An 18,493-nucleotide genomic window follows, 5' to 3' on the forward strand; every position below is an offset into this window, starting at 1 on the left:
ACAATGAATATTCCGGCCGTTGTGAACGCGTATTTCGAGGCGGACAGGGGCAACGATGCCGAGGCCATCGCACGGGCCTTCGCGACCGATGCGGTGCTTGAAGATGAGGGCGCACGGCATCAGGGCGTCGGCGCGATACGCGCGTGGTGGTTGGCGGCCAAGGCGAAGTACCGCCACGTCGCCGAGCCGATCGAGATGTCGCGCAAGGGCGACGAGATCGCTGTCCGCGCCAGGGTGTCCGGCGAATTTCCGAACAGTCCGATTACGCTGGAATTTCTCTTTACCGTGGAGGGCGACAAGATCGTCGGGCTTCGGATTCATTGATGCCCGGGTTGCAGCGTTCACGTAGGAGCTGCGGGCGGAGCAGCGAAGAAACGGCCTCCCGGGAGGCCTTTTTTATCCTCCTGCCGACTCGCTGCTGTCGGCGTACTCAGCCAACGAGAATAGAAGGGTGGCGAAATCGGACAGCCCGAGATCCCTCGTGGTGAGATCCACCATGGCATCTTCGAGGTCATCGTTCTTCTGCACGGTGACGCCATGCAGTTCGAGAAACGTCAGGCATGTGACAAGACCTGTCCGCTTGTTGGCATCCACGAAGCAGTGCCCTTGGCCAATGGCCTCGCATAGTGAGCCGCCAGCTCGAAGAGGTCATCGACGCCTTCATAGAACTGTGCCGCAGCGACGCGATGGAGCGCACCTTCCAGATATCCCGGGTGCTCGCCGGCCAGCCCGATCTCGGTCTCGAGAATCAGGTCATGAATCTCACGTACCTGATCTGCAGTGATCGAGATGAAGCCCTTGTTCATCGCTTGGCCAGGCGCTTGATCACTTCATGATGTTTCTGGATGACCTTGCGAGCGGCTTCCTGAACGGTGGATGAGTCAGCGTTCTCGATCACGACGATCCGCCCATCAAGCGAATGTTCGACCTTCGTGCTCGGCGCGACCTTGTCGGGACTGGGCGCGCTAGTGACCTTGGTTCGTTCCTTGATAGGGACGTTGTATTTGGATAGGGAGACCTTGCTCATTGGAAGCTCCGTGGTATTGGCGGAGTATATCGGCACAAGGCCATCGCGGTGACGACGCTTGCAAAGCCATATCCGTCCGCAACAGAGGAAGTGAAGCATTGGAGCCACTTTCCTCAAATCGCCTTCGGCACCTTTACCACCGTCTCCCAAGCCCCCACCACCTCCCCCGTCCGCCGACCGCGGCTCCATTGGAGCCAGCGGTTTTCCGGTGCCCTTGTCGATCAGTACCGAACGGGCCTCTCGCGATCCGAACAGATGCTGCTCGCCCCATTGCCGCAAGGCCACGATCACCGGAAATAGCCGCTCGCCCTTGGGCGTCAGCACATATTCCTGATACGACGTGCCGTCCGACGCCGGGCTGATCTCGAAGATGCCGGCTTCGACCAGCAGGCGCAGGCGATCGGCCAGGATGCTGCGTGCCACGCCGAGCCGCCGCTGGAATTCGCTGAAGCGGCGCACGCCATCGAAGGCGTCGCGCACGATCAGCAGGCACCAGCGATCGCCGATCAGGTCGAGTGAGCGGGCAACCGGACAGGTTTCCGTCTGGTTGTCGCGACGTTTTGCCATGCGTGCTCCTTCGGTAAAGGCATGAGCCGGAACTCATTTCGTCTTGGTGGTTTTCATTTTAAGACCAGTTTGCCTACAATCAAACCGGTCTTGATTTGAAACCAGCTTGAGCGCACGTGGGAGGCCACCTTCGAGGCCACCTTCGAGGCCACCTTCGAGGCCAGGCTGGAAACCACGTTTGAAACCACCTCGACGAAAGGAGAAACCATGCCGGGGGAACCGCCGACAGGACCTGTACCCAAGCAACAAACGCCGTCCACGAGCCCGATGCCCAGCGCCTTGTTGGCGCTGTTTGCCTGCGCCTGCGGGCTCAGCGTGGCGAACGTCTACTACGCGCAGCCCTTGCTGGACGCGCTGGGCGCGGAGTTTGCGCTGGACCATGCCGCGGTCGGCGGCGTGATCACCGCTACGCAGGTCGGCTGTGCGCTGGCCTTGTTGCTGCTGGTGCCGCTGGGCGATCGCATGGATCGGCGGCGCTTGATGCTGTGGCAAGCCGCTGCGCTGGTGGGCGCGCTGATCGCGGTGGCCGCGGCCGCATCGGCGCCGGCGCTGCTGGCCGGCATGCTGGCCGTCGGCATGTTGGGTACCGCGATGACGCAGGGTTTGATCGCCTATGCGGCGACCGCCGGCGCGCCCTCGGAGCGCGGACGGGTCGTGGGGGCCGCGCAGGGTGGTGTCGTGATCGGCCTGTTGCTGGCGCGCGTGCTCGCCGGCCTGATCGCCGATATGGCCGGATGGCGTGGCGTGTATCTGTTCTCGGCGCTGGCGATGCTGGCTCTGTCGCTGATCCTGTGGCGTCGTCTGCCGGCACAATCGCCTGCGATGGCACAGCTGAGCTATCCGCGGCTGATCCTGTCGATGCTGACCTTGCTGCGGCAGGAACGCGTGCTGCAGATTCGCGGCACGATCGCGATGCTGATGTTCGCCGCGTTCAGCGTGTTCTGGAGCGCGCTGGTCTTGCCGCTGAGCGCGCCGCCTTATGGGCTGTCGCACACGGCGATCGGCGCCTTCGGGCTGGTCGGCGTGGTGGGTGCGCTGGCGGCGGCGCGTGCCGGCCGTCTCGCCGATCGTGGGCTCGGCCAGCAGGTCACCGGCGGCGCTTTGCTGGTGTTGCTGCTCTCATGGCTGCCGCTGTGGTGGTTCGATGCGCACGGCCTGTGGTGGCTGGTGATCGGCATCGTCGCGCTGGACCTCGGCGGGCAGGCCATCCATGTCGCGAACCAGAGCATGATTTTCGCGGCGCAGCGCGACGCGCACAGCCGGCTCGTCGGCTGCTACATGCTGTTCTATTCGGTGGGCAGCGGGTTGGGCGCCATTGCATCGACATGGGTCTATGCGGCGGCCGGGTGGCAAGCGGTTTGCCTGCTCGGCGCCGGCATCAGTGCCGCGGCGCTGGCATTCTGGGCGTTGACGCTGCGCCATATGCCAAAGGGCTCGGCGGCCTGCGCGCAACCGGCCTAAGCTGAAGGTTTCGAAGGGGGGCGCCGCAAACGAAAGCGCAACGCCTGGCGCCATCTCCGGCCCACGAAACGCAGGACACGAACGCCACGCAGGAGGACACCATGGACGACGACATCGAGACGATGAGCCGCGAGCAGCTGATCGAAGAAGTGAAGCGATTGCGAGCCGGCATCCGCCGCCATCGGGATGCCTCGGGCCACGACCTGTGCTGGCATCACCCGGACCTGTGGGCCTTGCTGCCCGATGCCGCCACGCATACGCCCGCGGTACCGGACTGGCCGCAGTTCCTGCGCGGCTGCGTCAAGTACCGCGAGTCGCTGGACCGGCAATGCCCGCAGGCGCCGCGCATCCAGCGGGAGTTCGGCGAGTAGCGCGATTGGCAGGCCCGCGCGGTGACGCACTTCAACGCGCGCCGCGCGCCACCGCCAGCAACACGCCAAACGATACCAGCAGGGTGCCGAAGATCCGATCGATCCAGTGCCGCACGGACAGCAGCCGCTCGCGCACGGTGCCCGTCGACAGGCACACCGCGACCAGGCTGAACCAGCCGATATGGGCAATGGCAATGAAGGCGCCGTAGCCGATCTGCGTCGCCAGCGGCGTATCGGGCCGCACTACCTGCATGAACAGGCTGACGATAAAGACGGTCGTCTTGGGATTCAGCGCATTGGTCAGCAGACCGGTGCGCAAGGCGGCGAGGTCCGACAGCGCCGCGGTGTTGCCATCAGCAATCGCGCCGCCCGGCCTGGCGCGCAGCATGCCGATGCCCAGATAGACCAGATAGATGGCGGCCATCCATTTGGCCGTCTGGAACAGCCATAGCGACTGCTGGATCAGCACGCCGACGCCCAGGATGGTGTAGCTGACATGAATCAGCACGCCAAGCCCGATGCCCAGTGCCGTCAGCACACCGGCGCGGCGCGACAGCACCAGGCTGTTGCGGGTGACCATCGCAAAGTCCGGTCCGGGGCTGATCACGGCGAGCAGCGTAATGGTGATGACAGCTAACAGTTCGGTCATGGTTTACTCTGTCGGTTCCCTTGTGCGAAGTGCCACGGTAGAGCCCTATCTTAGGGATGCCGGCCACCGACGAATAACGATGTTTTCTGACCATCATGGTGAGTCCAGCTCACCATCGAACGACACCCGCCTGCCTTCACTGCTGGCCCTGCGCTGCTTCGAGGCCGCAGCGCGGCTGGAGAATTTCAGCCGCGCCGCCGACGAACTGCATCTGACGCATGGCGCCGTCAGCCGCGCGGTGCGGACGCTGGAGGACGACCTCGGCGTGGCGCTGTTCGAACGACGCAGCCGCCGCGTTTTCCTGACCGACGCCGGGCGCAAGCTCTCGCACGCGGTGCGCGATGGCCTTGGCGTGATCCGGCAGGCCACTCGCGAGCTGCGCGCCAGTGCGAGGCAGGCACGCCAATGGGTGCTGTCATGCGAGCCGACCTTGCTGATGCGCTGGTTGATTCCGCGCTGGCCAGACTTCAAGGCGCGGCATCCCGAACTCGACGTCCATCTCGTGGCCGGCGGCGGGCCGGTCGCGTTCGACAGCGGGATCGACCTTGCGATCCGGCGCGATGACTTCGCCTGGCCCGACAGCATCCACGCGGCGCCCTTGTTCGTCGAACGGGTCGGTCCGGTGTGCCGGCCGGACCAGGTCGGCGCATGGTTTGCCGTGCGCAAGGGCGGCACCGGCCTGCGTCCTTCCGCACCGCGCCTGCATGCGAGGACAAGGCCGCACGCCTGGCGGACCTGGGCCGACATCACAGGACAGACGCTGTCGCGCGCGCCGGAACAGAACTTCGAGCATTTTTACTTCAGCCTGCAGGCCGCGGTGGCGGGCCTTGGCGTTGCTGTCGGGCCCTGGCATCTGGTGCAGGACGATATCGCCAACGGCACGCTGGCTGCGCCGATGGGGTTTGTCGAGGACGGCTCGCGCTATTACCTGTTGTCGCCGGTGCCAATCCGGGCCGGCACTCCCGCTGCCGCGGTGCTCGAGTGGCTGAAAACGACAGCGGCCCTGGACCGTCTGCGTGCGGATTGAGCTGGCTTGGCTACGCCAGCGTCAGCGTGCTGCCGGGCCGAACCAGCGCGCCAGCAGCGTATTGACCTCGCGATGGCGCTCGTACTGGACCCAGTGTCCCGCGCCCGGAACGAGGCACCAGTCACGATGCGTCGCGGTCCCCGCCAGGCGGCTGGCCGCATCGATCGGCGAGGCGGTGACATCGTGCTCGCCCCACATCAGCAGCGTGGGCCCATTGAAAGTGTCCAACGCGGTTTCCAACAGCGCCTGCCGCGAGATTGCCTTGCTGCGAAATCGCGTCGCGCGGCAGGCAAGCTCGTGCACCAGCATGGCGGTCTCGTCGATGCCGCGTTCCTCATGCAGCATCAGCGCGAGCAGATTGTGCCGCAGCGCGACTCGCATGGCGTGGGGATCGTCCTTGCGCCAGTCCATCATCTCCATGCGCTGGCGCCGCGTGCCGCCGTGTCCGGCGGGCCCCAGCAGGGCGAGCCGCGCCGTGCCGCCGCGCCTGGCCGCGACTTGGGCGGCCACCAGTCCGCCGAAGGAAAAGCCGGCGAGCGAGACGATCGCATCCGCACCGACCAGGCGGTCCAGCGTCGCGATGACGGTGCCGACCAGGCGATCGAGCCGATCGGCGGCGTGGGGATCTCCCGGCAGCGCATCGGACTGGCCGAAGCCCGGCAGATCGGGCACCCACAGCGTGTGGGTTGCCGACAAGGGCTCGATATTGCGGACCCAATGCATCCAGTTGCCATGGCCGCCATGGATCAGCACCAGCGGCGGCCCGCCGCCGAACTTGCGCCAGACCATCGCCCGGTCGGCATCGTGCACGACGCAGGTCTCGGCGCGTCGGTCCAGGCGGATCAGTTCTGGGTTCATCGCGGGGGGCGTGGGGAAGGGCGGGGGGAACTCACGATGTCAGCACGAGGGCATCGACGGCGAGCACACCTTGCCCCTCGGGCAGCACCATCATCGGGTTGACTTCCGCTTCGGCAATGCCGAGCTCCGGGCGCACCGCCAGCTGGGACAGCGCGCAGACGGCCCTGGCCAGCGCCTCGAGGTCGCCGCGGGCCTTGCCGCGCAGCCCCGACACCGTCTTCAGGGCCTTCACTTCGGCGACCATGTCGCGCGCGACCTCGACCGTCACCGGCGCCAGCCGGATGCTTCGATCGCGCGCCACTTCGGCCCAGATGCCACCGGCGGCCAGCATGATGATCGGGCCGGCGTCCGGATCGATACGGTAGCCGACCAGCACCTCGGTCAGGCCCTTGGTCATCGGCTGCACCAGGACTTCATCGCATCGCACGGTCGGCGCGCGCTCGGCCACGTTGGTCTGCAGCGCCGCCAATGCGTTTTCCAGTTGACGGGCGTCCTGAATGCCGAGCACCACGCCGCCCACTTCGGTCTTGTGCGGAATCTCCGGCGAGCAGACCTTGGCGACTACCGGATAGCCGAAGGGCAGCGCCGGCACGGGGCCGTCGATCGGCAGCGTGATCGCAGGCGCGTACGGCACGCCGAGCCGTTCCAGCACGGCGTAGGCCTGCGCTTCGCTCAGCGCGCGCGGCGGCCGATTGCGCTTCGGTTGCGCCGCGGGTTGAATGCCGGGAGCGCGTCGTGCCAGTACCGCGGCAATGGCATCGGCACACGGTTCGGGCGAACGGAAGCATGGCACGCCGGCGGCCGTCAGCGCGGCCAGCGCCTCGGGTGCGTCGGGCACCAGCATCGCGGCCAGCGGCTTGGCGCTGTCGGCGCTGTCGATGATCGGCTTGACCGCGAGCTGCGGCTGGAAGCGCGCCGAGGAGCCGACGACGGCCAGCACGATATCGAACTCCGGTGCCTCGAACATGATGTCGAGCGCCGTCTTCATGACCTTGTAGTTGGTGCCCGCCAGCGTCAGGTCGAGCACGCGTCCCGTCGAGACCGCGATACCGGCCGCGGCCAGCTTGTCGAGCGTCGCCGGGGAGGCCGGTTCCACCACCACATCGCGGACACCGAGCTGATCGACGACCATCGCCGCGCCGCCGCCCGTGGTGGTGACCACGCCCACGCGGCGTGGCTGCGGGCGTGGCGTGCTGTGTAGCTGGCTGTGAGGCTCGCCGTGTGACGGCGTACCCGGCTGCGCCAACGGAATGCGCCGTGCCAGCGGGAACGCTTCCAGCAGCGCTTCCAGCACGCCGACGCGCGCAATGCCGAGATCCTTCAGGAAGGCATCGGCGATGTCGTCCTCGCCGGCCAGCGCCCCGGTGTGGGTCGCGGCCATCTCGGCGGCAGCGGCCGATCGCCCGAGCTTGTAGGCGATCACGGGTTTGCCGCGCCGGGCGGCCTCGATCGCGAAGGCACGCAGCTTGTCGCCGTGGCGCAGGCTCTCGAGAAACAGCAGGTAGCCGTCGATGGCGGGATCGTCGAGCGTGGCCGAGCAGATTTCGCCGATGCACAGGTCGGTCTCTCCGCCGACCGACACCAGTCCCGCAAAGCCGACGCCGCGCGCCTTGCCGCGCGAGACCAGCGCGCCGATCATGCTGCCGCTGTGCGAGGCGACGAACACGCGTCCCCGCGGCAGTTCCGGCTCGGCGAAGGCCGCATTGGCGGTCAGCACGACGCCGGCCCGCGGGTGGATGACACCGAGGCTGCTGGGGCCGAGCACGCGGATGCCGGTCTGCCGGCTCAGGGCATGCAGTTCCGCTTCCCTGGCCGCGCCTTCGGGCCCTGACTCGGCAAAGCCGCTGGCGAGGATGGTCACCACCTTGACGCCGAGGCGGGCGCTCTCGTGCACCACATCGAGCACGGTCTCGGTCGGCGTCAGCACGAAGACATGGTCAGGGACCTGCGGCAGCGAAGCCAGGCTCGGATAGGCGGTTTCGCCCTGCACCGTATCGCGGTTCGGATTGATCGGATAGATCGTTCCGCGATAGCCGGCGGCACGCAGGAATTTCAACGGCCGTCCCGCGGTCTTGGCCGGGTCGTCGGACGCGCCGAACAGCGCCACGCTGCGCGGAGACAGCAGCGCCTGCGCGAGGGCGGAGTCGATGTGGCCGGATGCTGGAGAGGTTGAATTCATCGCAACTGGAAACGGGGTATGAGGGAAATCGGAGCGGTCGGCTGGCCTGCTCAGTTTGTGGCCGGCCTGGGCGGGCGCTGCGGGAACGATCGGCCGAACACGCCCTCGGCGATGCGATTTTTGAGCATCTCGATCGAGCCACCGGCGATCATCCATCCGCGGATGCGGCGCAGGCAATATTCGACGATCGATTCCTGGCTGTAGCCCATGCCGCCCATGATCTGCAGCGCCTCGTTGGCGACGTCCCAGCCTGCCTGGTTGCAGGCCAGCTTGGCCATTGCCGTGCTATGCGCCGACGGCAGGCCGTGCTCGCCCTCCATGGCCGCGCGATACAGCAGAAGCTGGGCGGATTCGAGCTTCAAGGCCATCTCCGCGAACTTCCATTGAATCCCCCTGGAATTCGCACAATTCGCGACCGAACTGCTTGCGCACCATCGCATGTTCGCGCGCGACGTTGAAGCAGTGGCGGCCGAGCGCGAGGGCGCGCGACGAGTTGCCCAGCCGCTCGACGTTGAAGCCGGCGATCTGGCGCTTGAAGCCGCCTTCGCCAAGCAGCAGGTTGTCCGCGGGAATGCGGCAGTCCTCGAAATAGAGCTGGCACCATTCCTCGCCGCTCATGAATTTCGACGGCTCGCCGACCTGAAAGCCCGGCGCGCCGCGTTCCACCAGCACCGAACCGATGCCGTTGACGCCCGGGCCAAAGCGTACGTAGATCAGGAACAGCTCGGCCTCGGGGCTGTGCGTGGAGAAGATCTTGCTGCCGTCGATCACGTAGTGGTCGCCGTCGCGGCGCGCGGTGGTGCGCAGTTCGGTGACGGCGGAGCCAGCCTCCGGCTCCGTCATGCCGAGCGCGATCAGTTTGCGGCCGGCGAGCACATCGGGCAGGAAGCGCGCCTTCTGTTCTGGCGTCGCGTATTCGACGAAGGTGCGGATCGGCCCGAAATTGCCGGCCTGCACGATGTCCGCGCTCTTCGGGCAGACCAGCGCGATTTCCTGGATCGCGATGACCGCGTGCATCAGCGTGCCGCCCTGGCCGCCGTCCTCTTCGGGGGAAGGCGATGCCGAGCAATCCCTGCTCGGCCAGCATGCGTGCCGCGTCCCACGGGTACTGGGCGGAATGCGCGCGTCGCAGCGCGCCGGGCGCGAGCTTGTCCTGGGCGAACCGGCGCACCGATTCCGCAAATGCCTGATGCTCTTCGCTGAGTTCAAAGTTCATGTCGATGTCTCGGGATGGGGCAGAAGCCAGGCATCAGCTTCCGCTATCCCGAGACGGTTGTGAACTTCGTGTTTGGAGGGCAGGTAGAACTTATCGTCATACCTGACGCTGCCTGCAGCGTCGGGCGATACGCGGCGCTCGACGCGCGTCGTTCATTTCGCCGCACGCTGTTCGCGCGCCACGGTGTCGAGCAGCCAGTCCCGGAATGCCGTCACCTTGCGGGACTCGCGCTGCACGGCCGGCCGGACCAGATAGTAGGACTTGCTGCGTACCAGCGGCCGCGCGAATGGCCGGATCAGGCGGCCGGAGGCCAGCTCGGCCTGCAGCATGGCCGCCTGTCCGATCGCGATGCCAAGCCCATCGAGGGCGGCCTGCCAGGTCAGCACCGAACTGCCGAAGCTCATGCGTTCGGTGCGCTCGGCCATCTCGGTCAGGCCCGCGAACGCCAGCCAATCATCCCAGTCGTTGCGGCGATAGTGCGACACCAGCAGGCGGTGGCGCAGCAGCGCTTCGGGCTTGCCGCGGCTGCCGCCGCGATGCGTGCGCAGGTATTCGGGCGTGCAGACCGGTTCGATCTCGTCGTGGAACAGGAAGTCGGCGCTGACGCGGGGCCAGCGGCCGTCGCCGAACTGGATGGCAAGATCGGCGGGATCGCGATCGAAGTCGACATCGGGAATCGCGTTGTCGATGCGCACTTCGACGCTGGGATACTGGGCCTGGAAGTCCGGCAGCCGCGGGATCAGCCATTTCGCCGCGAAGGTCGTGTAGGTGCGCACGCGCAGTGCGCCCTGCGAGGTGTTCTTCAGCAGCCGCGCCGTCGCGGTGGCAATGGCATCGAAGGCCGGGACGACCTCCTCGGCATAGGCCTGGCCGACGCGCGTCAGCGAGACGCCGTGGCGTTCTCGCCGAAACAGCTCGACGCCCAGGTAGCCCTCGAGTACCGCGATCTGCCGGCTGACCGCCGACTGGGAAACGTGCAATTCCTGCGCGGCAACGGTCAGGTTCTGACTGCGTGCCACGACTTCGAAGACCCGCAGCGGGTTCAAGGGGGGAATACGCCGAGCCATGTTGTCGCGTCCGAGCAATGACTTTTCATTATATCTATGCCGTCGGACGCACCATCCCCCTCAGGGCAACGAGACCGCGCTGTCGAGCGACCACAGCTGCCGCAGCAGCGTGCGCGTTCGGGCCGGGCCCAGCACCGGCTCCACCAGCTCGACGAACTTGTCGTCGAGGTCGGCATCGCTCAGCGGCTCTTCGGGATCGCCCTTGCGGTTCGGCTGCAGATGGGTCAGTTCGCGCCCATCGCGCAGGCGTACCGTGACGCGCGCCGCGCGTTGTCCCGGGAAGGCGGCATCGAGCTGGCCGTCGACCGACAGTTCGATGCGCGACATCAGGGCGCGGATCGCCGGATCGGCCAGCCGTTCCGCGGAGAAGGCGGCCAGCCGCACGCTGCCATGGATCAGCGCGGAGGCCACGACAAACGGCACGCTGAAGCGGGCCTCGGCCGCGGTGCGCGGGTCGGGGTTGCCGGCAACATCGAGGGCCGGGCGATAGGTGCCGATCCGCACCGCGGCGATATCGTCGACGGAGAACCCATGCGCGCGCTGCAAGACCTGTGCGCCGTCGATCGCGGCGAAGGTGTGGCCGCAGCAGGCGTGGTTCTTGAAGGTGATCTGCGTGATATGGAAATCGCGGCCCAGTGTTGCGGCAGCCGCCTGCCAATCCGGCCCGTCGCTCATCGCGCGTCCCAGGCCCGCTTCGCCGTCGATCACGTCGAGCGAGCCGGTGACCCCGGCCTCGGCCGCCGTCGCGGCCAACAGCCCCGCCTCGGCGGCCCGGCCCGAATGCAGCGGCTTGGACATCGAGTCCATGCGAAACGCCTGCTGCAGGCCCGCGGCGAAGGTGGCGCCGGTGGCAAGCGCATGCGAAAAGCGCGCGGCATCGAGTTGGAACAGGGCCGCGGCGGCCGCGGCGGCGCCAAAGGTGCCGACGGTGCCGGTGTTGTGCCAGTAACGGTAATGCGTGCGGCCAAGCGCCGCGCCGATCCGCGTCGAGATCTCGTAGCCGATCACCACCGCGTGCAGGAATGCCGCGCCGCTTGCCCGGCGTTGCTGGGCGGCGGCAAGCGCGGCCGCGATCGTGGGCGCGCCCGGATGGTAGATCGCGTGCTTGTAGATGTCGTCGACCTCCACCGTATGCGCGGCAGTGCCGTTGATCAGCGCCGCCGTTCGCGCAGTGGCCGGGCGGCCCAGCGCCAGGCGGGCATCGCCGCGATCGAGATCGTCGGCGCAGGCACGCTCCAGCAGCGTGCAAGGCGCGACGACCGCGCCCGGCAGCAATGCCGCATACCAGTCGATCACCGCACGCTTGGCGTGGTGGATCACTTCGCTGGAGCGCGCGCCGGGGCCGGGCTGCTGGGCGAAGGCGGAAAAGGTCTCGATGATGGTCATGGGGTCCGTTCACGTTGGCAGGCTGGCGCCGATGCTCGCGCAGGGCGGTGCGGATGGCAACTTCCAATTGATCGTGCAGGTATGACATACAGGAATGCCAGGGCGGTGCGGGACCAGCGGCGCTGTATTGAGTTTTTCTCATGGCAGCGGGCCGAATCGGAAGTTCTCAGGGGCGAGCGGTTCACACACCATGGCGATGGTTCGACCGGACACGTGTGGTATGTCGCGGTTGCCATGCGGAAAACGGCGGGCAGCAGCCGGTCGTTGCCGACGAACAGAGCGCAGCCATGCGGCAATGCGCCATCCCTGATGCCATGACGGAGACATCCATGAAGACATTCGGTCCGGTCGCCGGCGCTCTCGCCGCCGGTGCGCTGATCCTTTCCTTTGCCAGCGGGGCACATGCCACGCCGTCCGGCTATCCCACCAAGCCGATCCGCATCATCGTCGGCTACCAGGCTGGCGGCCCCACCGATCTGACGGCGCGCTTGCTGGCCGGCAAGCTGCAGGCGGGGCTGGGGCAGCCGGTCATCGTCGAGAACAAGGTGGGCGCGGGCTCCAACATCGCCTCCGACTATGTCGCGTCGGCGCCCCCGGATGGCTACACGCTGCTGCTGGCCGCGGCGCCGATCACGATGACCAAGTACCTTTACAAGGGGCTGAAGTTCGATGTGCTCAAGAGCTTCGAGCCGATCGCCAACGTGATGACGGCGCCGGCCGTGCTGGCGGTATCGACCAGGCTGCCGGCGCACGACCTGCGCTCGCTGATCGCACTGGCGAAGAAAAAGCCGGGCACCTTGACCTTCGGCTCGACCGGCGCCGGCGGATCGCAGCACCTGGCCGGCGAACTGCTGAAGCAGCGCGCGGGCATCGACATGCTGCATGTTCCCTACAAGGGAGCCTCGGCCGCGCTGACGGACCTGATGGCGGGCACGGTCGACATGGTGTTCATGACGTCGATGTCGGCGTTGCCCACGTTGAAGTCCGGCAATCCGCGCGCGATCGCGGTGGCATCGAAGAAGCGCATGCCGCAGATGCCGCAGCTGCCGACGATGGAGGAGGCGGGGCTGCCCGGATTCGAGGCCGATTCGTGGAACGGCCTGCTGGCCCCGGCGGGAACGCCCAGGGAAGTGCTCGACCGCCTGAACGCCGAAGTCAACAAGGCGCTGGCCTCGCCCGACGTGCGCGACACGCTGGTATCGCAGGGGGGCCATTGTCGTCGGCGGCTCGCGCGAGCAGTTCCGGCAGTACCTGGTCGAAGAGGTCGATCGCTGGGGCAAGGTATTCCAGACGGTGCACATCTCGCTGCAATGAACGCGGGCAGACTGCGATGGCCAGGCGGATCGATTGATGTTTGACTATCTTGTCCGAAGGGACCGGGGAGGGGAAACACCCATCGAGGAACAGACCCATGCAGCAAGACATCGAGCAGCTATTCGAGCGATACCAGCAGTGCTTCGTGCAGGGCCTGCGCGGCGAGGCCGACCTGGAAACGGTCGCCGGCTTCTTCGCCGAGCACTTCATCACCGCGTGGCCCGGCGGCGTGATGACCGGCACCAACAACGAGCAACTGCGCAGCGTGATGGGCAAGGGCTTCGAGCACTACCGCGCGATGGGCATGCGGGATATGGCCGTCGACCATGTGGCGGTGCACCAGATCGATCCGATGCATGGCGTCGCCAGCGTGGCGTGGGCGTCCACCTTCGAGCGCCCCGGCGAGGCCCCTCGCGTGGTGCGGTTCAGCGTCCACTACCTGGTCCAGCTGCACGAGGGCGATGCCAGGATCTTCGGCTGGATCGCCGGCGACGAGGAAGCGGAACTGCGAGCGCAGGGGATCACGTCATAGTGCCTCGGGGTTGAGCCGGTCTTGCCGCGGTGCCAACGCCGGCGCCTCGATAGGCGCCGCCGAGCCGCGCGGTGGCGGAGACAGTGCCGCGATCTGCTGCGCGATCCACGCGTCGGCCAGGGCTTGCGCGCGCTCGAGATAGGCGGGGCCGCGCCGCAGATTGTCCAGCCGCAACACCGACAGGTCGTGCAGGCCGGCGGTGGCCAGCGCGTGACGCAGATAGGGCGTCAGGAAGTCCGGCTGCCCCTTGCCGTCATCGCCGAGCGGCCCGCCGCTGCCGACGATCAAGTAGACCGGGCGGTCTGGCAGCATTCCCTTCTTGCCTTCCGGCGTGCGCGCAAAGGTGCGGCCTGGGCGCAGGATCTGGTCGATCCAGGCTTTCAGCGTCGCCGGCACCGTGAAGTTGTGCATCGGCGTGGAGATCACGATGCGATCGGCGGCCCGCAATTCCGCGATCAGCGACGCCGACACGGCAAGCACGCCCGTATCGCCGGCCGCATCGGTCGACTCCGCCGCGAGGCTGGCATGCGCGAATGCGCCGTCGACCAGGGGCGGCGGACGACGCGCCAGGTCACGCTCGACCACGCGCAGCGTTTCCCGCTGCCGCATCCGCTCGATCAACGCGGCGCCCGGGGCGCGGCTGCTCGACGCCTCCCCATTGGGACTGGCGCTGACATGAAGCACGGTCTTCATCGTGGCTCCTGTTGGTCCATGACGCACCTTAACCGACCGCCTCGGAGAACCGCAGCCCGATGATCCCCACCACCGTCAACGTCAGGAACAGCAGCCGCTGCCATTGCATGCCCTCGCCGAAGCTGACGATGCCGATCGCGACCAGCCCCAGCGTGCCGATGCCGGTCCAGATCGCATAGGCGGTGCCCACCGGCAGATTGCGCAGCGCCTTGGCCAGCAGGTAGATGCTGGCCAGCCCCGCCGCCACGCCTACCACGCTCGGCAGCAGCCGTGTCCAGCCCTGGTTCAGCTTCAGCGCGACGCCCATCACGATCTCCAGCGCGGCGGCGGCAAACAGAAAGGTCCACGCCATCGCTCACGCCTCCGCCCGGTCCTGCGCCGCAGCCGCGGGCCGGCGCAACGCCGCGAGGCCGCGCTGTACTGCCGGCCGATCGGCGATGCGCTCGAGCCAGCGGGCCACATGCCGGTATTCGGCGATGTCGAGCCGCAGTTCGTCATGGCTGCGCAACCACGGAAACGCGGCGATATCGGCGATCGTGTAGCGGTCCAGCGCGAGATAGCGCGATTCCGCCAGCCGTCGGTCCACCACCCAATAGAGGCGATGTGCCTCCTTTGTATAGCGCTCGATCGCCTCGCGATTCCCGCTCTTCGAGCCATGCAGGAACCACCACAGCTGTCCCAGCATCGGCCCGATGCCGCCGATCTGGAAATGCTGCCATTGCTGGACCTGCCATTGCTCGTGGCGCTGCGTCGGATGCAGCGGGCCGTATTGGCTCGACAGATAGCTGAGGATCGCCCCGGACTCGAACACGGTGATGCCTTCGCCGTGATCGACCAGCGCCGGAATCTTGCCGTTCGGGTTGATCGCCAGATAGTCGGGGTGGCGCTGTTCGCCCTTGTCCAGGGCGATGTCGACCTGCCGGTAAGGCAATTCGGCCTCCTGCAGGTAGATGCTGACCTTCTGGCCATTGGGGGGTGTTGGCGGTGTAGAAGGTCAGGTCTGGCGTGGTCAGCCTTGACGGGATGACGGATGACATGGTGGTTCCTCCGATGATGTCCTGCGATGTGGTTATGAGTTGCATTTACAATCGTTGCAGATGCAACTGTAGTCGATGGAGACGGCTTCGGCAAGCACGGCCATCGGTGGAGCGATCGAAGGGCGGCCGGCGGATTGCCGGCGGCACCGGCGTGCTGGCACGGCAGCGGTCGACGCGCGCGTGCCGTCGCCGGGCCGGCGACAGTCACGGCGTGGTGCGCGAGTGTGATGGTGGGAGGACGGGTTGGTCCCGGTGGTGGGTCGTCAGCCGGTTCCCACCCGGGACACGGACCGGCGCAGCGGTGTCAGGAAGGGCGCGATACGGCCGCGGCGGCGCGCACGGCCTGCGCGGCGCGCTCGAGCGCGTCGGCGAAGCGCCGTTCGTCGGCGGGATCGAATTGGGACAGGAACAGATCGGCGATCGTGCCCTGGTAGATCTTCCACATTTTCTTGCGCAGGGCGCGGCCTTCGCGCGTGATCGTGAGGAAGGCGGCGCGGCCGTCGTCGGCCGAGCGGGTGCGCGTGACCAGGCCCTCGCTCTCCAGCCGGTCGACCAGGCGGGTCAGGTTGTAGCGTTCGATGACAAGCGCGTCGGCCAGCTCGTGCATGCGGCGCTTGCCGCCCGGACCGCTCTCCAGGCCCCAGAGCACGTCGTACCACGCATAGGTGGGCAGCCCGGCGTCGGCAAGGCGCCGTTCCACCTCGCGGATGATCAGCCGGTGCGCCCGCACGAACGAGAACCACAGGTCGGGCCCGTTTGTCGTCATGATGCTCTCCGGTATCGTTGCAGTTGCAATTATGCCGGCGATCGATGCCGCGGGCCAGAGCCGGGGCAGGGGACCGATCCTGTCCCGGCTCGCCGCCTACCAGCGGTGCTGATACATCGCCGTCAGCGTGATGCCCGCAGCCGGCAGCCGGCTGGTATTGCTGCTGTTGCGCAGCAGCTGGCTGTACAAGGGGTAGTAGTCGCGATTGAGCAGGTTCTCGATGCCGATCGTGATCGTGTCCTTGCGCGTCAGCTGGTAGCGGCTGATCAGGTCGAGCGTCGTATAGCTGCCGGTATCGCGCCGCCCGAAGCTGTTCTGGCCATTGAGCCGATAGTCGCGCCCGGCGTAATAGCTGACCTGCAGCCGGTTCGTCCATTGGCTGATCGGCCGGTATTGCAGATAGCCGGTCAGCTTCAGCGGCGGAATCCGGTAGCCCGTCATGTTCTGGAAGCTGCTGCTGCCTTGCGGCTGCTCGCGGCCGCGCATCCAGGTGAAGGTCCCGCCGACGCCCCATTTCTCGTCGTCGGTCAGGTAGTCGGCCGCGGCCTCGACGCCGAAGATGCGCTCCTTGGTGCGGGTCAGGATCAGCCCGTTGTTGAAGCTCTGCACGTCGCCGAGCTTCGAGGTGGTGTAGAACACCGCCACGTTGGCCAGCGTGTTGCTGCCCAGCGCGCCGCGCCAGCCCAGTTCGTAGTTGTTGGTCTTGACCGGCTCCAGGCTCGACGAGTTGATGTCGAAGCCCGGACGCGCGTTGCGGATCTGCAGACCGATGTCGGGCAGCTGGAAGCCCTGGCTGAAGGCGCCATAGAACTCCTGGCCCTTGACCGGCGCAAAGGCGGCGCCGATGTTGAACAGCCACGCGCCGTAGTCGACGGTGCCGCCCTTGACGCCGACCGGGTTGGCCACCTTCGACTGCGACAGCGGCACGAAGTCGTCGAAGCTGGCGCTGGCGCGCTCGTAGCGCACGCCGCCTTCCATCGACCAGCGCTCGTCGAACTTGTGCTGCAGCTGGCCGAACACGCCGCCGCTGCGCGTGGTCAGCGGCGGCATATAGGTCAGCTCGCCGGTGCGCTGGAACACCAGGCCGCCGCTCGCGTCGTAGCGCGCGGCGTTGAACACGTCGAGCGGCATGTCGCTGCGTTCCTGGTTGTAGTCCGCGCCCCACAGCAGCTTGGTCTGCTTGCTGGCGCCCAGCGGCGTGCCGACCGTCAGCCGGCCGCCGAATACGCTGCTGTTCTGGCTGATCTGGTCGACGTTGCCGCCGCGCGTGGCGACCGCGCGCGCGTCGAACGGGGGAAAGCGCGTGAAATAGTCGCGGTAGTAGAACTGCGTCGACACCGTGCTGCCGAAGAAGTCCTGGTGCTGGTAGTCCAGGTTCAGCACCGTGTTGCGCAGCTCGTTCTGGTTTTCGAGCTGCAGGCCGCGAATCGCGCGCGCCGCCGCCGAACCCGGAGGCAGGCGTCCGACCGAGGGATCCGACGCGTAGTCGGTGTTCTGCTTGGCGTGATAACGGCTCAGGCTCAGCTGCACGCGCTGCTGGCCGTCGATGCGCCAGCCGAGCTTGCCGCTGACGTTGTAGACGTTGGAATCGAACAGATCGCCCTGGCTCGGCTCCGGCGCGATGCGATGGCCGTGCGCGTCGTAGGGGCTGCCGATGCGCTGTGCGCCGATGTGGAAGGCGTAGTCGATCGGCCCCTGGCTGCCGGAGAAGTGCTGCTGCACGTTGGCGCTGAGGCCTTCCTTGCTGAGCCGCGTCAGCGGCGTGCCCAGCGTCACGGTGGTGTCGGCGCTGGGCGGGCCGCCCGCGGTGCGGGTCGTGATCGAGATGATGCCGCCGCTCGCTCCGGCGCCGTAGAGCGCGCTGCTGCCGCGCAGCACCTCGATCCGCTCGATGTTGCTCGGATCGATCGTGGCGAGATTGCGGGCGGAATCGCGGTTGGTATTAAGCGGAATGCCGTCGACCAGCACCAGCGCGCTGCGTCCGCGCAGCGTCTGGCCGAAGTCCGTCACGGTGCGGCTCGAATCGGCCATGCCTGGAATCAGCTTGCTCAGCATCGTCGCCAGATTGGTCGAGCCGGTCTTCAGCTCCTCGATCTGCTCGCGCTCGATCACGGTGACCTGTCGCGTCGGATTGACCAGGTCGCTCTTGATCCGGTCGACCCGTACCTCGACGGTGCTCAGCTCATGCGCGGGCGCGCTGCCCGGGCTGGCGGAGGACGCCTGCTGCGCCAGCGTGGAAAGCGGGGCGCCGCCGGCGATGGCCGCGGCGATCAGGGCCGACGGCGTCAGCCGCGACGGTTGCAAACAGGCCAGTTTCTGTCTCATGGCGCGTGGTCCGGGCTC

General features: G+C 67.1%; 19 protein-coding genes and 3 pseudogenes. 6 read left to right on the top strand and 16 right to left on the bottom strand.

Annotated features, from left to right (window positions below; all coding sequences use genetic code 11):
• Positions 1–3: 3 nt before the first annotated feature.
• Positions 4–324 (top strand): nuclear transport factor 2 family protein, encoded by a 321-nt coding sequence (locus tag OJJOAM_RS00575; protein ID WP_422648545.1) that lies wholly within the window; start codon positions 4–6, stop codon positions 322–324.
• 72 nt (positions 325–396) lie between these two features.
• On the opposite strand, the gene OJJOAM_RS00580 is transcribed toward OJJOAM_RS00575, so the two are convergent.
• Genes OJJOAM_RS00580 through OJJOAM_RS00590 form a run of 3 tightly spaced genes read right to left on the bottom strand, consistent with a single transcriptional unit; the run spans position 397 to position 1,594 of the window.
• Positions 397–594 (bottom strand): hypothetical protein, encoded by a 198-nt coding sequence (locus OJJOAM_RS00580; protein ID WP_422648546.1) that lies wholly within the window; start codon positions 592–594, stop codon positions 397–399.
• Positions 555–806, bottom strand: coding sequence for a hypothetical protein (locus tag OJJOAM_RS00585; RefSeq protein ID WP_422648547.1), 252 nt, complete (start codon positions 804–806; stop codon positions 555–557). The genes OJJOAM_RS00580 and OJJOAM_RS00585 overlap by 40 nt, the downstream gene beginning before the upstream one ends.
• Positions 803–1,594: a winged helix-turn-helix transcriptional regulator gene (locus tag OJJOAM_RS00590; protein ID WP_422648548.1), complete on the bottom strand. Its 792-nt coding sequence runs from the start codon at positions 1,592–1,594 to the stop codon at positions 803–805. The genes OJJOAM_RS00585 and OJJOAM_RS00590 overlap by 4 nt, the downstream gene beginning before the upstream one ends.
• A 267-nt stretch (positions 1,595–1,861) precedes the next feature.
• Between OJJOAM_RS00590 and OJJOAM_RS00595 the strand changes: the two genes are divergently transcribed.
• Together OJJOAM_RS00595 and OJJOAM_RS00600 are read left to right on the top strand one after the other, a co-directional pair.
• Positions 1,862–3,055 (top strand): MFS transporter, encoded by a 1,194-nt coding sequence (locus tag OJJOAM_RS00595; protein ID WP_422648549.1) that lies wholly within the window; start codon positions 1,862–1,864, stop codon positions 3,053–3,055.
• A gap of 101 nt (positions 3,056–3,156) precedes the next feature.
• Positions 3,157–3,426: a hypothetical protein gene (locus OJJOAM_RS00600; RefSeq protein WP_422648550.1), complete on the top strand. Its 270-nt coding sequence runs from the start codon at positions 3,157–3,159 to the stop codon at positions 3,424–3,426.
• Between the two features lie 31 nt (positions 3,427–3,457).
• Here OJJOAM_RS00600 and OJJOAM_RS00605 read toward each other — a convergent pair whose 3' ends face one another.
• A complete protein-coding gene (locus OJJOAM_RS00605; RefSeq protein ID WP_422648551.1) occupies positions 3,458–4,075 on the bottom strand; it encodes a LysE family translocator in 618 nt (205 codons plus the stop codon).
• 79 nt (positions 4,076–4,154) lie between these two features.
• Between OJJOAM_RS00605 and OJJOAM_RS00610 the strand changes: the two genes are divergently transcribed.
• Positions 4,155–5,102, top strand: coding sequence for a LysR family transcriptional regulator (locus OJJOAM_RS00610; protein WP_422649633.1), 948 nt, complete (start codon positions 4,155–4,157; stop codon positions 5,100–5,102).
• Positions 5,103–5,123: 21 nt separating this feature from the next.
• Here OJJOAM_RS00610 and OJJOAM_RS00615 read toward each other — a convergent pair whose 3' ends face one another.
• The 7 genes and pseudogenes from OJJOAM_RS00615 to OJJOAM_RS00645 form a co-directional block, all read right to left on the bottom strand.
• Positions 5,124–5,960 (bottom strand): alpha/beta fold hydrolase, encoded by an 837-nt coding sequence (locus tag OJJOAM_RS00615; RefSeq protein WP_422648552.1) that lies wholly within the window; start codon positions 5,958–5,960, stop codon positions 5,124–5,126.
• Positions 5,961–5,991: 31 nt separating this feature from the next.
• On the bottom strand, positions 5,992–8,139 hold the full coding sequence (locus tag OJJOAM_RS00620) for an acetate--CoA ligase family protein (RefSeq protein WP_422648553.1): 2,148 nt from the start codon (positions 8,137–8,139) through the stop codon (positions 5,992–5,994).
• 50 nt (positions 8,140–8,189) lie between these two features.
• Positions 8,190–8,579 (bottom strand): acyl-CoA dehydrogenase family protein, encoded by a 390-nt coding sequence (locus tag OJJOAM_RS00625; RefSeq protein ID WP_422648554.1) that lies wholly within the window; start codon positions 8,577–8,579, stop codon positions 8,190–8,192.
• 13 nt (positions 8,580–8,592) lie between these two features.
• Positions 8,593–9,156: pseudogene (locus tag OJJOAM_RS00630) on the bottom strand (acyl-CoA dehydrogenase family protein); the annotation flags it as partial.
• A gap of 88 nt (positions 9,157–9,244) precedes the next feature.
• Positions 9,245–9,355: pseudogene (locus tag OJJOAM_RS00635) on the bottom strand (hypothetical protein); the annotation flags it as partial.
• Between the two features lie 152 nt (positions 9,356–9,507).
• Positions 9,508–10,374, bottom strand: a complete 867-nt coding sequence (locus tag OJJOAM_RS00640; RefSeq protein ID WP_422648555.1) for a LysR substrate-binding domain-containing protein — start codon at positions 10,372–10,374, stop codon at positions 9,508–9,510.
• Positions 10,375–10,482: 108 nt separating this feature from the next.
• Positions 10,483–11,808: an MmgE/PrpD family protein gene (locus tag OJJOAM_RS00645; protein WP_422648556.1), complete on the bottom strand. Its 1,326-nt coding sequence runs from the start codon at positions 11,806–11,808 to the stop codon at positions 10,483–10,485.
• Between the two features lie 329 nt (positions 11,809–12,137).
• Between OJJOAM_RS00645 and OJJOAM_RS00650 the strand changes: the two genes are divergently transcribed.
• Together OJJOAM_RS00650 and OJJOAM_RS00655 are read left to right on the top strand one after the other, a co-directional pair.
• Positions 12,138–13,166, top strand: a complete 1,029-nt coding sequence (locus tag OJJOAM_RS00650; protein ID WP_422648557.1) for a tripartite tricarboxylate transporter substrate binding protein — start codon at positions 12,138–12,140, stop codon at positions 13,164–13,166.
• A 53-nt stretch (positions 13,167–13,219) separates the two neighbouring features.
• Positions 13,220–13,654 carry a nuclear transport factor 2 family protein gene (locus tag OJJOAM_RS00655; protein ID WP_422648558.1) on the top strand — a complete coding sequence of 145 codons (435 nt, stop codon included), beginning with the start codon at positions 13,220–13,222 and terminating at the stop codon, positions 13,652–13,654.
• Here the strand turns inward: OJJOAM_RS00655 and OJJOAM_RS00660 are convergent.
• The 5 genes and pseudogenes from OJJOAM_RS00660 to OJJOAM_RS00680 all read right to left on the bottom strand — a co-directional run bounded on the left by OJJOAM_RS00660 (position 13,649) and on the right by OJJOAM_RS00680 (position 18,475).
• Complete coding sequence (locus OJJOAM_RS00660) at positions 13,649–14,347, bottom strand: FMN-dependent NADH-azoreductase (RefSeq protein ID WP_422648559.1); 699 nt, start codon at positions 14,345–14,347, stop codon at positions 13,649–13,651. The two genes, OJJOAM_RS00655 and OJJOAM_RS00660, sit on opposite strands and share 6 nt — an antisense overlap.
• A gap of 28 nt (positions 14,348–14,375) precedes the next feature.
• Positions 14,376–14,699, bottom strand: a complete 324-nt coding sequence (locus OJJOAM_RS00665; RefSeq protein ID WP_422648560.1) for a DMT family transporter — start codon at positions 14,697–14,699, stop codon at positions 14,376–14,378.
• A 3-nt stretch (positions 14,700–14,702) separates the two neighbouring features.
• Positions 14,703–15,384: pseudogene (locus OJJOAM_RS00670) on the bottom strand (glutathione S-transferase family protein).
• Positions 15,385–15,688: 304 nt separating this feature from the next.
• Positions 15,689–16,150: a MarR family winged helix-turn-helix transcriptional regulator gene (locus OJJOAM_RS00675; protein ID WP_422648561.1), complete on the bottom strand. Its 462-nt coding sequence runs from the start codon at positions 16,148–16,150 to the stop codon at positions 15,689–15,691.
• Between the two features lie 96 nt (positions 16,151–16,246).
• Positions 16,247–18,475: a TonB-dependent receptor gene (locus tag OJJOAM_RS00680; RefSeq protein WP_422648562.1), complete on the bottom strand. Its 2,229-nt coding sequence runs from the start codon at positions 18,473–18,475 to the stop codon at positions 16,247–16,249.
• Positions 18,476–18,493: the final 18 nt, after the last annotated feature.

It is taken from the genome of Cupriavidus sp. H18C1 (assembly GCF_049311595.1).
GTDB classification, from domain to species: Bacteria; Pseudomonadota; Gammaproteobacteria; order Burkholderiales; family Burkholderiaceae; genus Cupriavidus; species Cupriavidus cauae.

Coding starts and splice junctions, on each gene's coding strand:
- OJJOAM_RS00625 (WP_422648554.1), bottom strand. CDS start 8,579: ATGCGATGGTGCGCAAGCAGTTCGGTCGCGAATTGTGCGAATTCCAGG.
- OJJOAM_RS00675 (WP_422648561.1), bottom strand. CDS start 16,150: ATGACGACAAACGGGCCCGACCTGTGGTTCTCGTTCGTGCGGGCGCAC.
- OJJOAM_RS00615 (WP_422648552.1), bottom strand. CDS start 5,960: ATGAACCCAGAACTGATCCGCCTGGACCGACGCGCCGAGACCTGCGTC.
- OJJOAM_RS00585 (WP_422648547.1), bottom strand. CDS start 806: ATGAACAAGGGCTTCATCTCGATCACTGCAGATCAGGTACGTGAGATT.
- OJJOAM_RS00575 (WP_422648545.1), top strand. CDS start 4: ATGAATATTCCGGCCGTTGTGAACGCGTATTTCGAGGCGGACAGGGGC.
- OJJOAM_RS00655 (WP_422648558.1), top strand. CDS start 13,220: ATGCAGCAAGACATCGAGCAGCTATTCGAGCGATACCAGCAGTGCTTC.
- OJJOAM_RS00645 (WP_422648556.1), bottom strand. CDS start 11,808: ATGACCATCATCGAGACCTTTTCCGCCTTCGCCCAGCAGCCCGGCCCC.
- OJJOAM_RS00650 (WP_422648557.1), top strand. CDS start 12,138: ATGAAGACATTCGGTCCGGTCGCCGGCGCTCTCGCCGCCGGTGCGCTG.
- OJJOAM_RS00595 (WP_422648549.1), top strand. CDS start 1,862: ATGCCCAGCGCCTTGTTGGCGCTGTTTGCCTGCGCCTGCGGGCTCAGC.
- OJJOAM_RS00665 (WP_422648560.1), bottom strand. CDS start 14,699: ATGGCGTGGACCTTTCTGTTTGCCGCCGCCGCGCTGGAGATCGTGATG.
- OJJOAM_RS00600 (WP_422648550.1), top strand. CDS start 3,157: ATGGACGACGACATCGAGACGATGAGCCGCGAGCAGCTGATCGAAGAA.
- OJJOAM_RS00605 (WP_422648551.1), bottom strand. CDS start 4,075: ATGACCGAACTGTTAGCTGTCATCACCATTACGCTGCTCGCCGTGATC.
- OJJOAM_RS00610 (WP_422649633.1), top strand. CDS start 4,155: ATGTTTTCTGACCATCATGGTGAGTCCAGCTCACCATCGAACGACACC.
- OJJOAM_RS00680 (WP_422648562.1), bottom strand. CDS start 18,475: ATGAGACAGAAACTGGCCTGTTTGCAACCGTCGCGGCTGACGCCGTCG.
- OJJOAM_RS00660 (WP_422648559.1), bottom strand. CDS start 14,347: ATGAAGACCGTGCTTCATGTCAGCGCCAGTCCCAATGGGGAGGCGTCG.
- OJJOAM_RS00620 (WP_422648553.1), bottom strand. CDS start 8,139: ATGAATTCAACCTCTCCAGCATCCGGCCACATCGACTCCGCCCTCGCG.
- OJJOAM_RS00590 (WP_422648548.1), bottom strand. CDS start 1,594: ATGGCAAAACGTCGCGACAACCAGACGGAAACCTGTCCGGTTGCCCGC.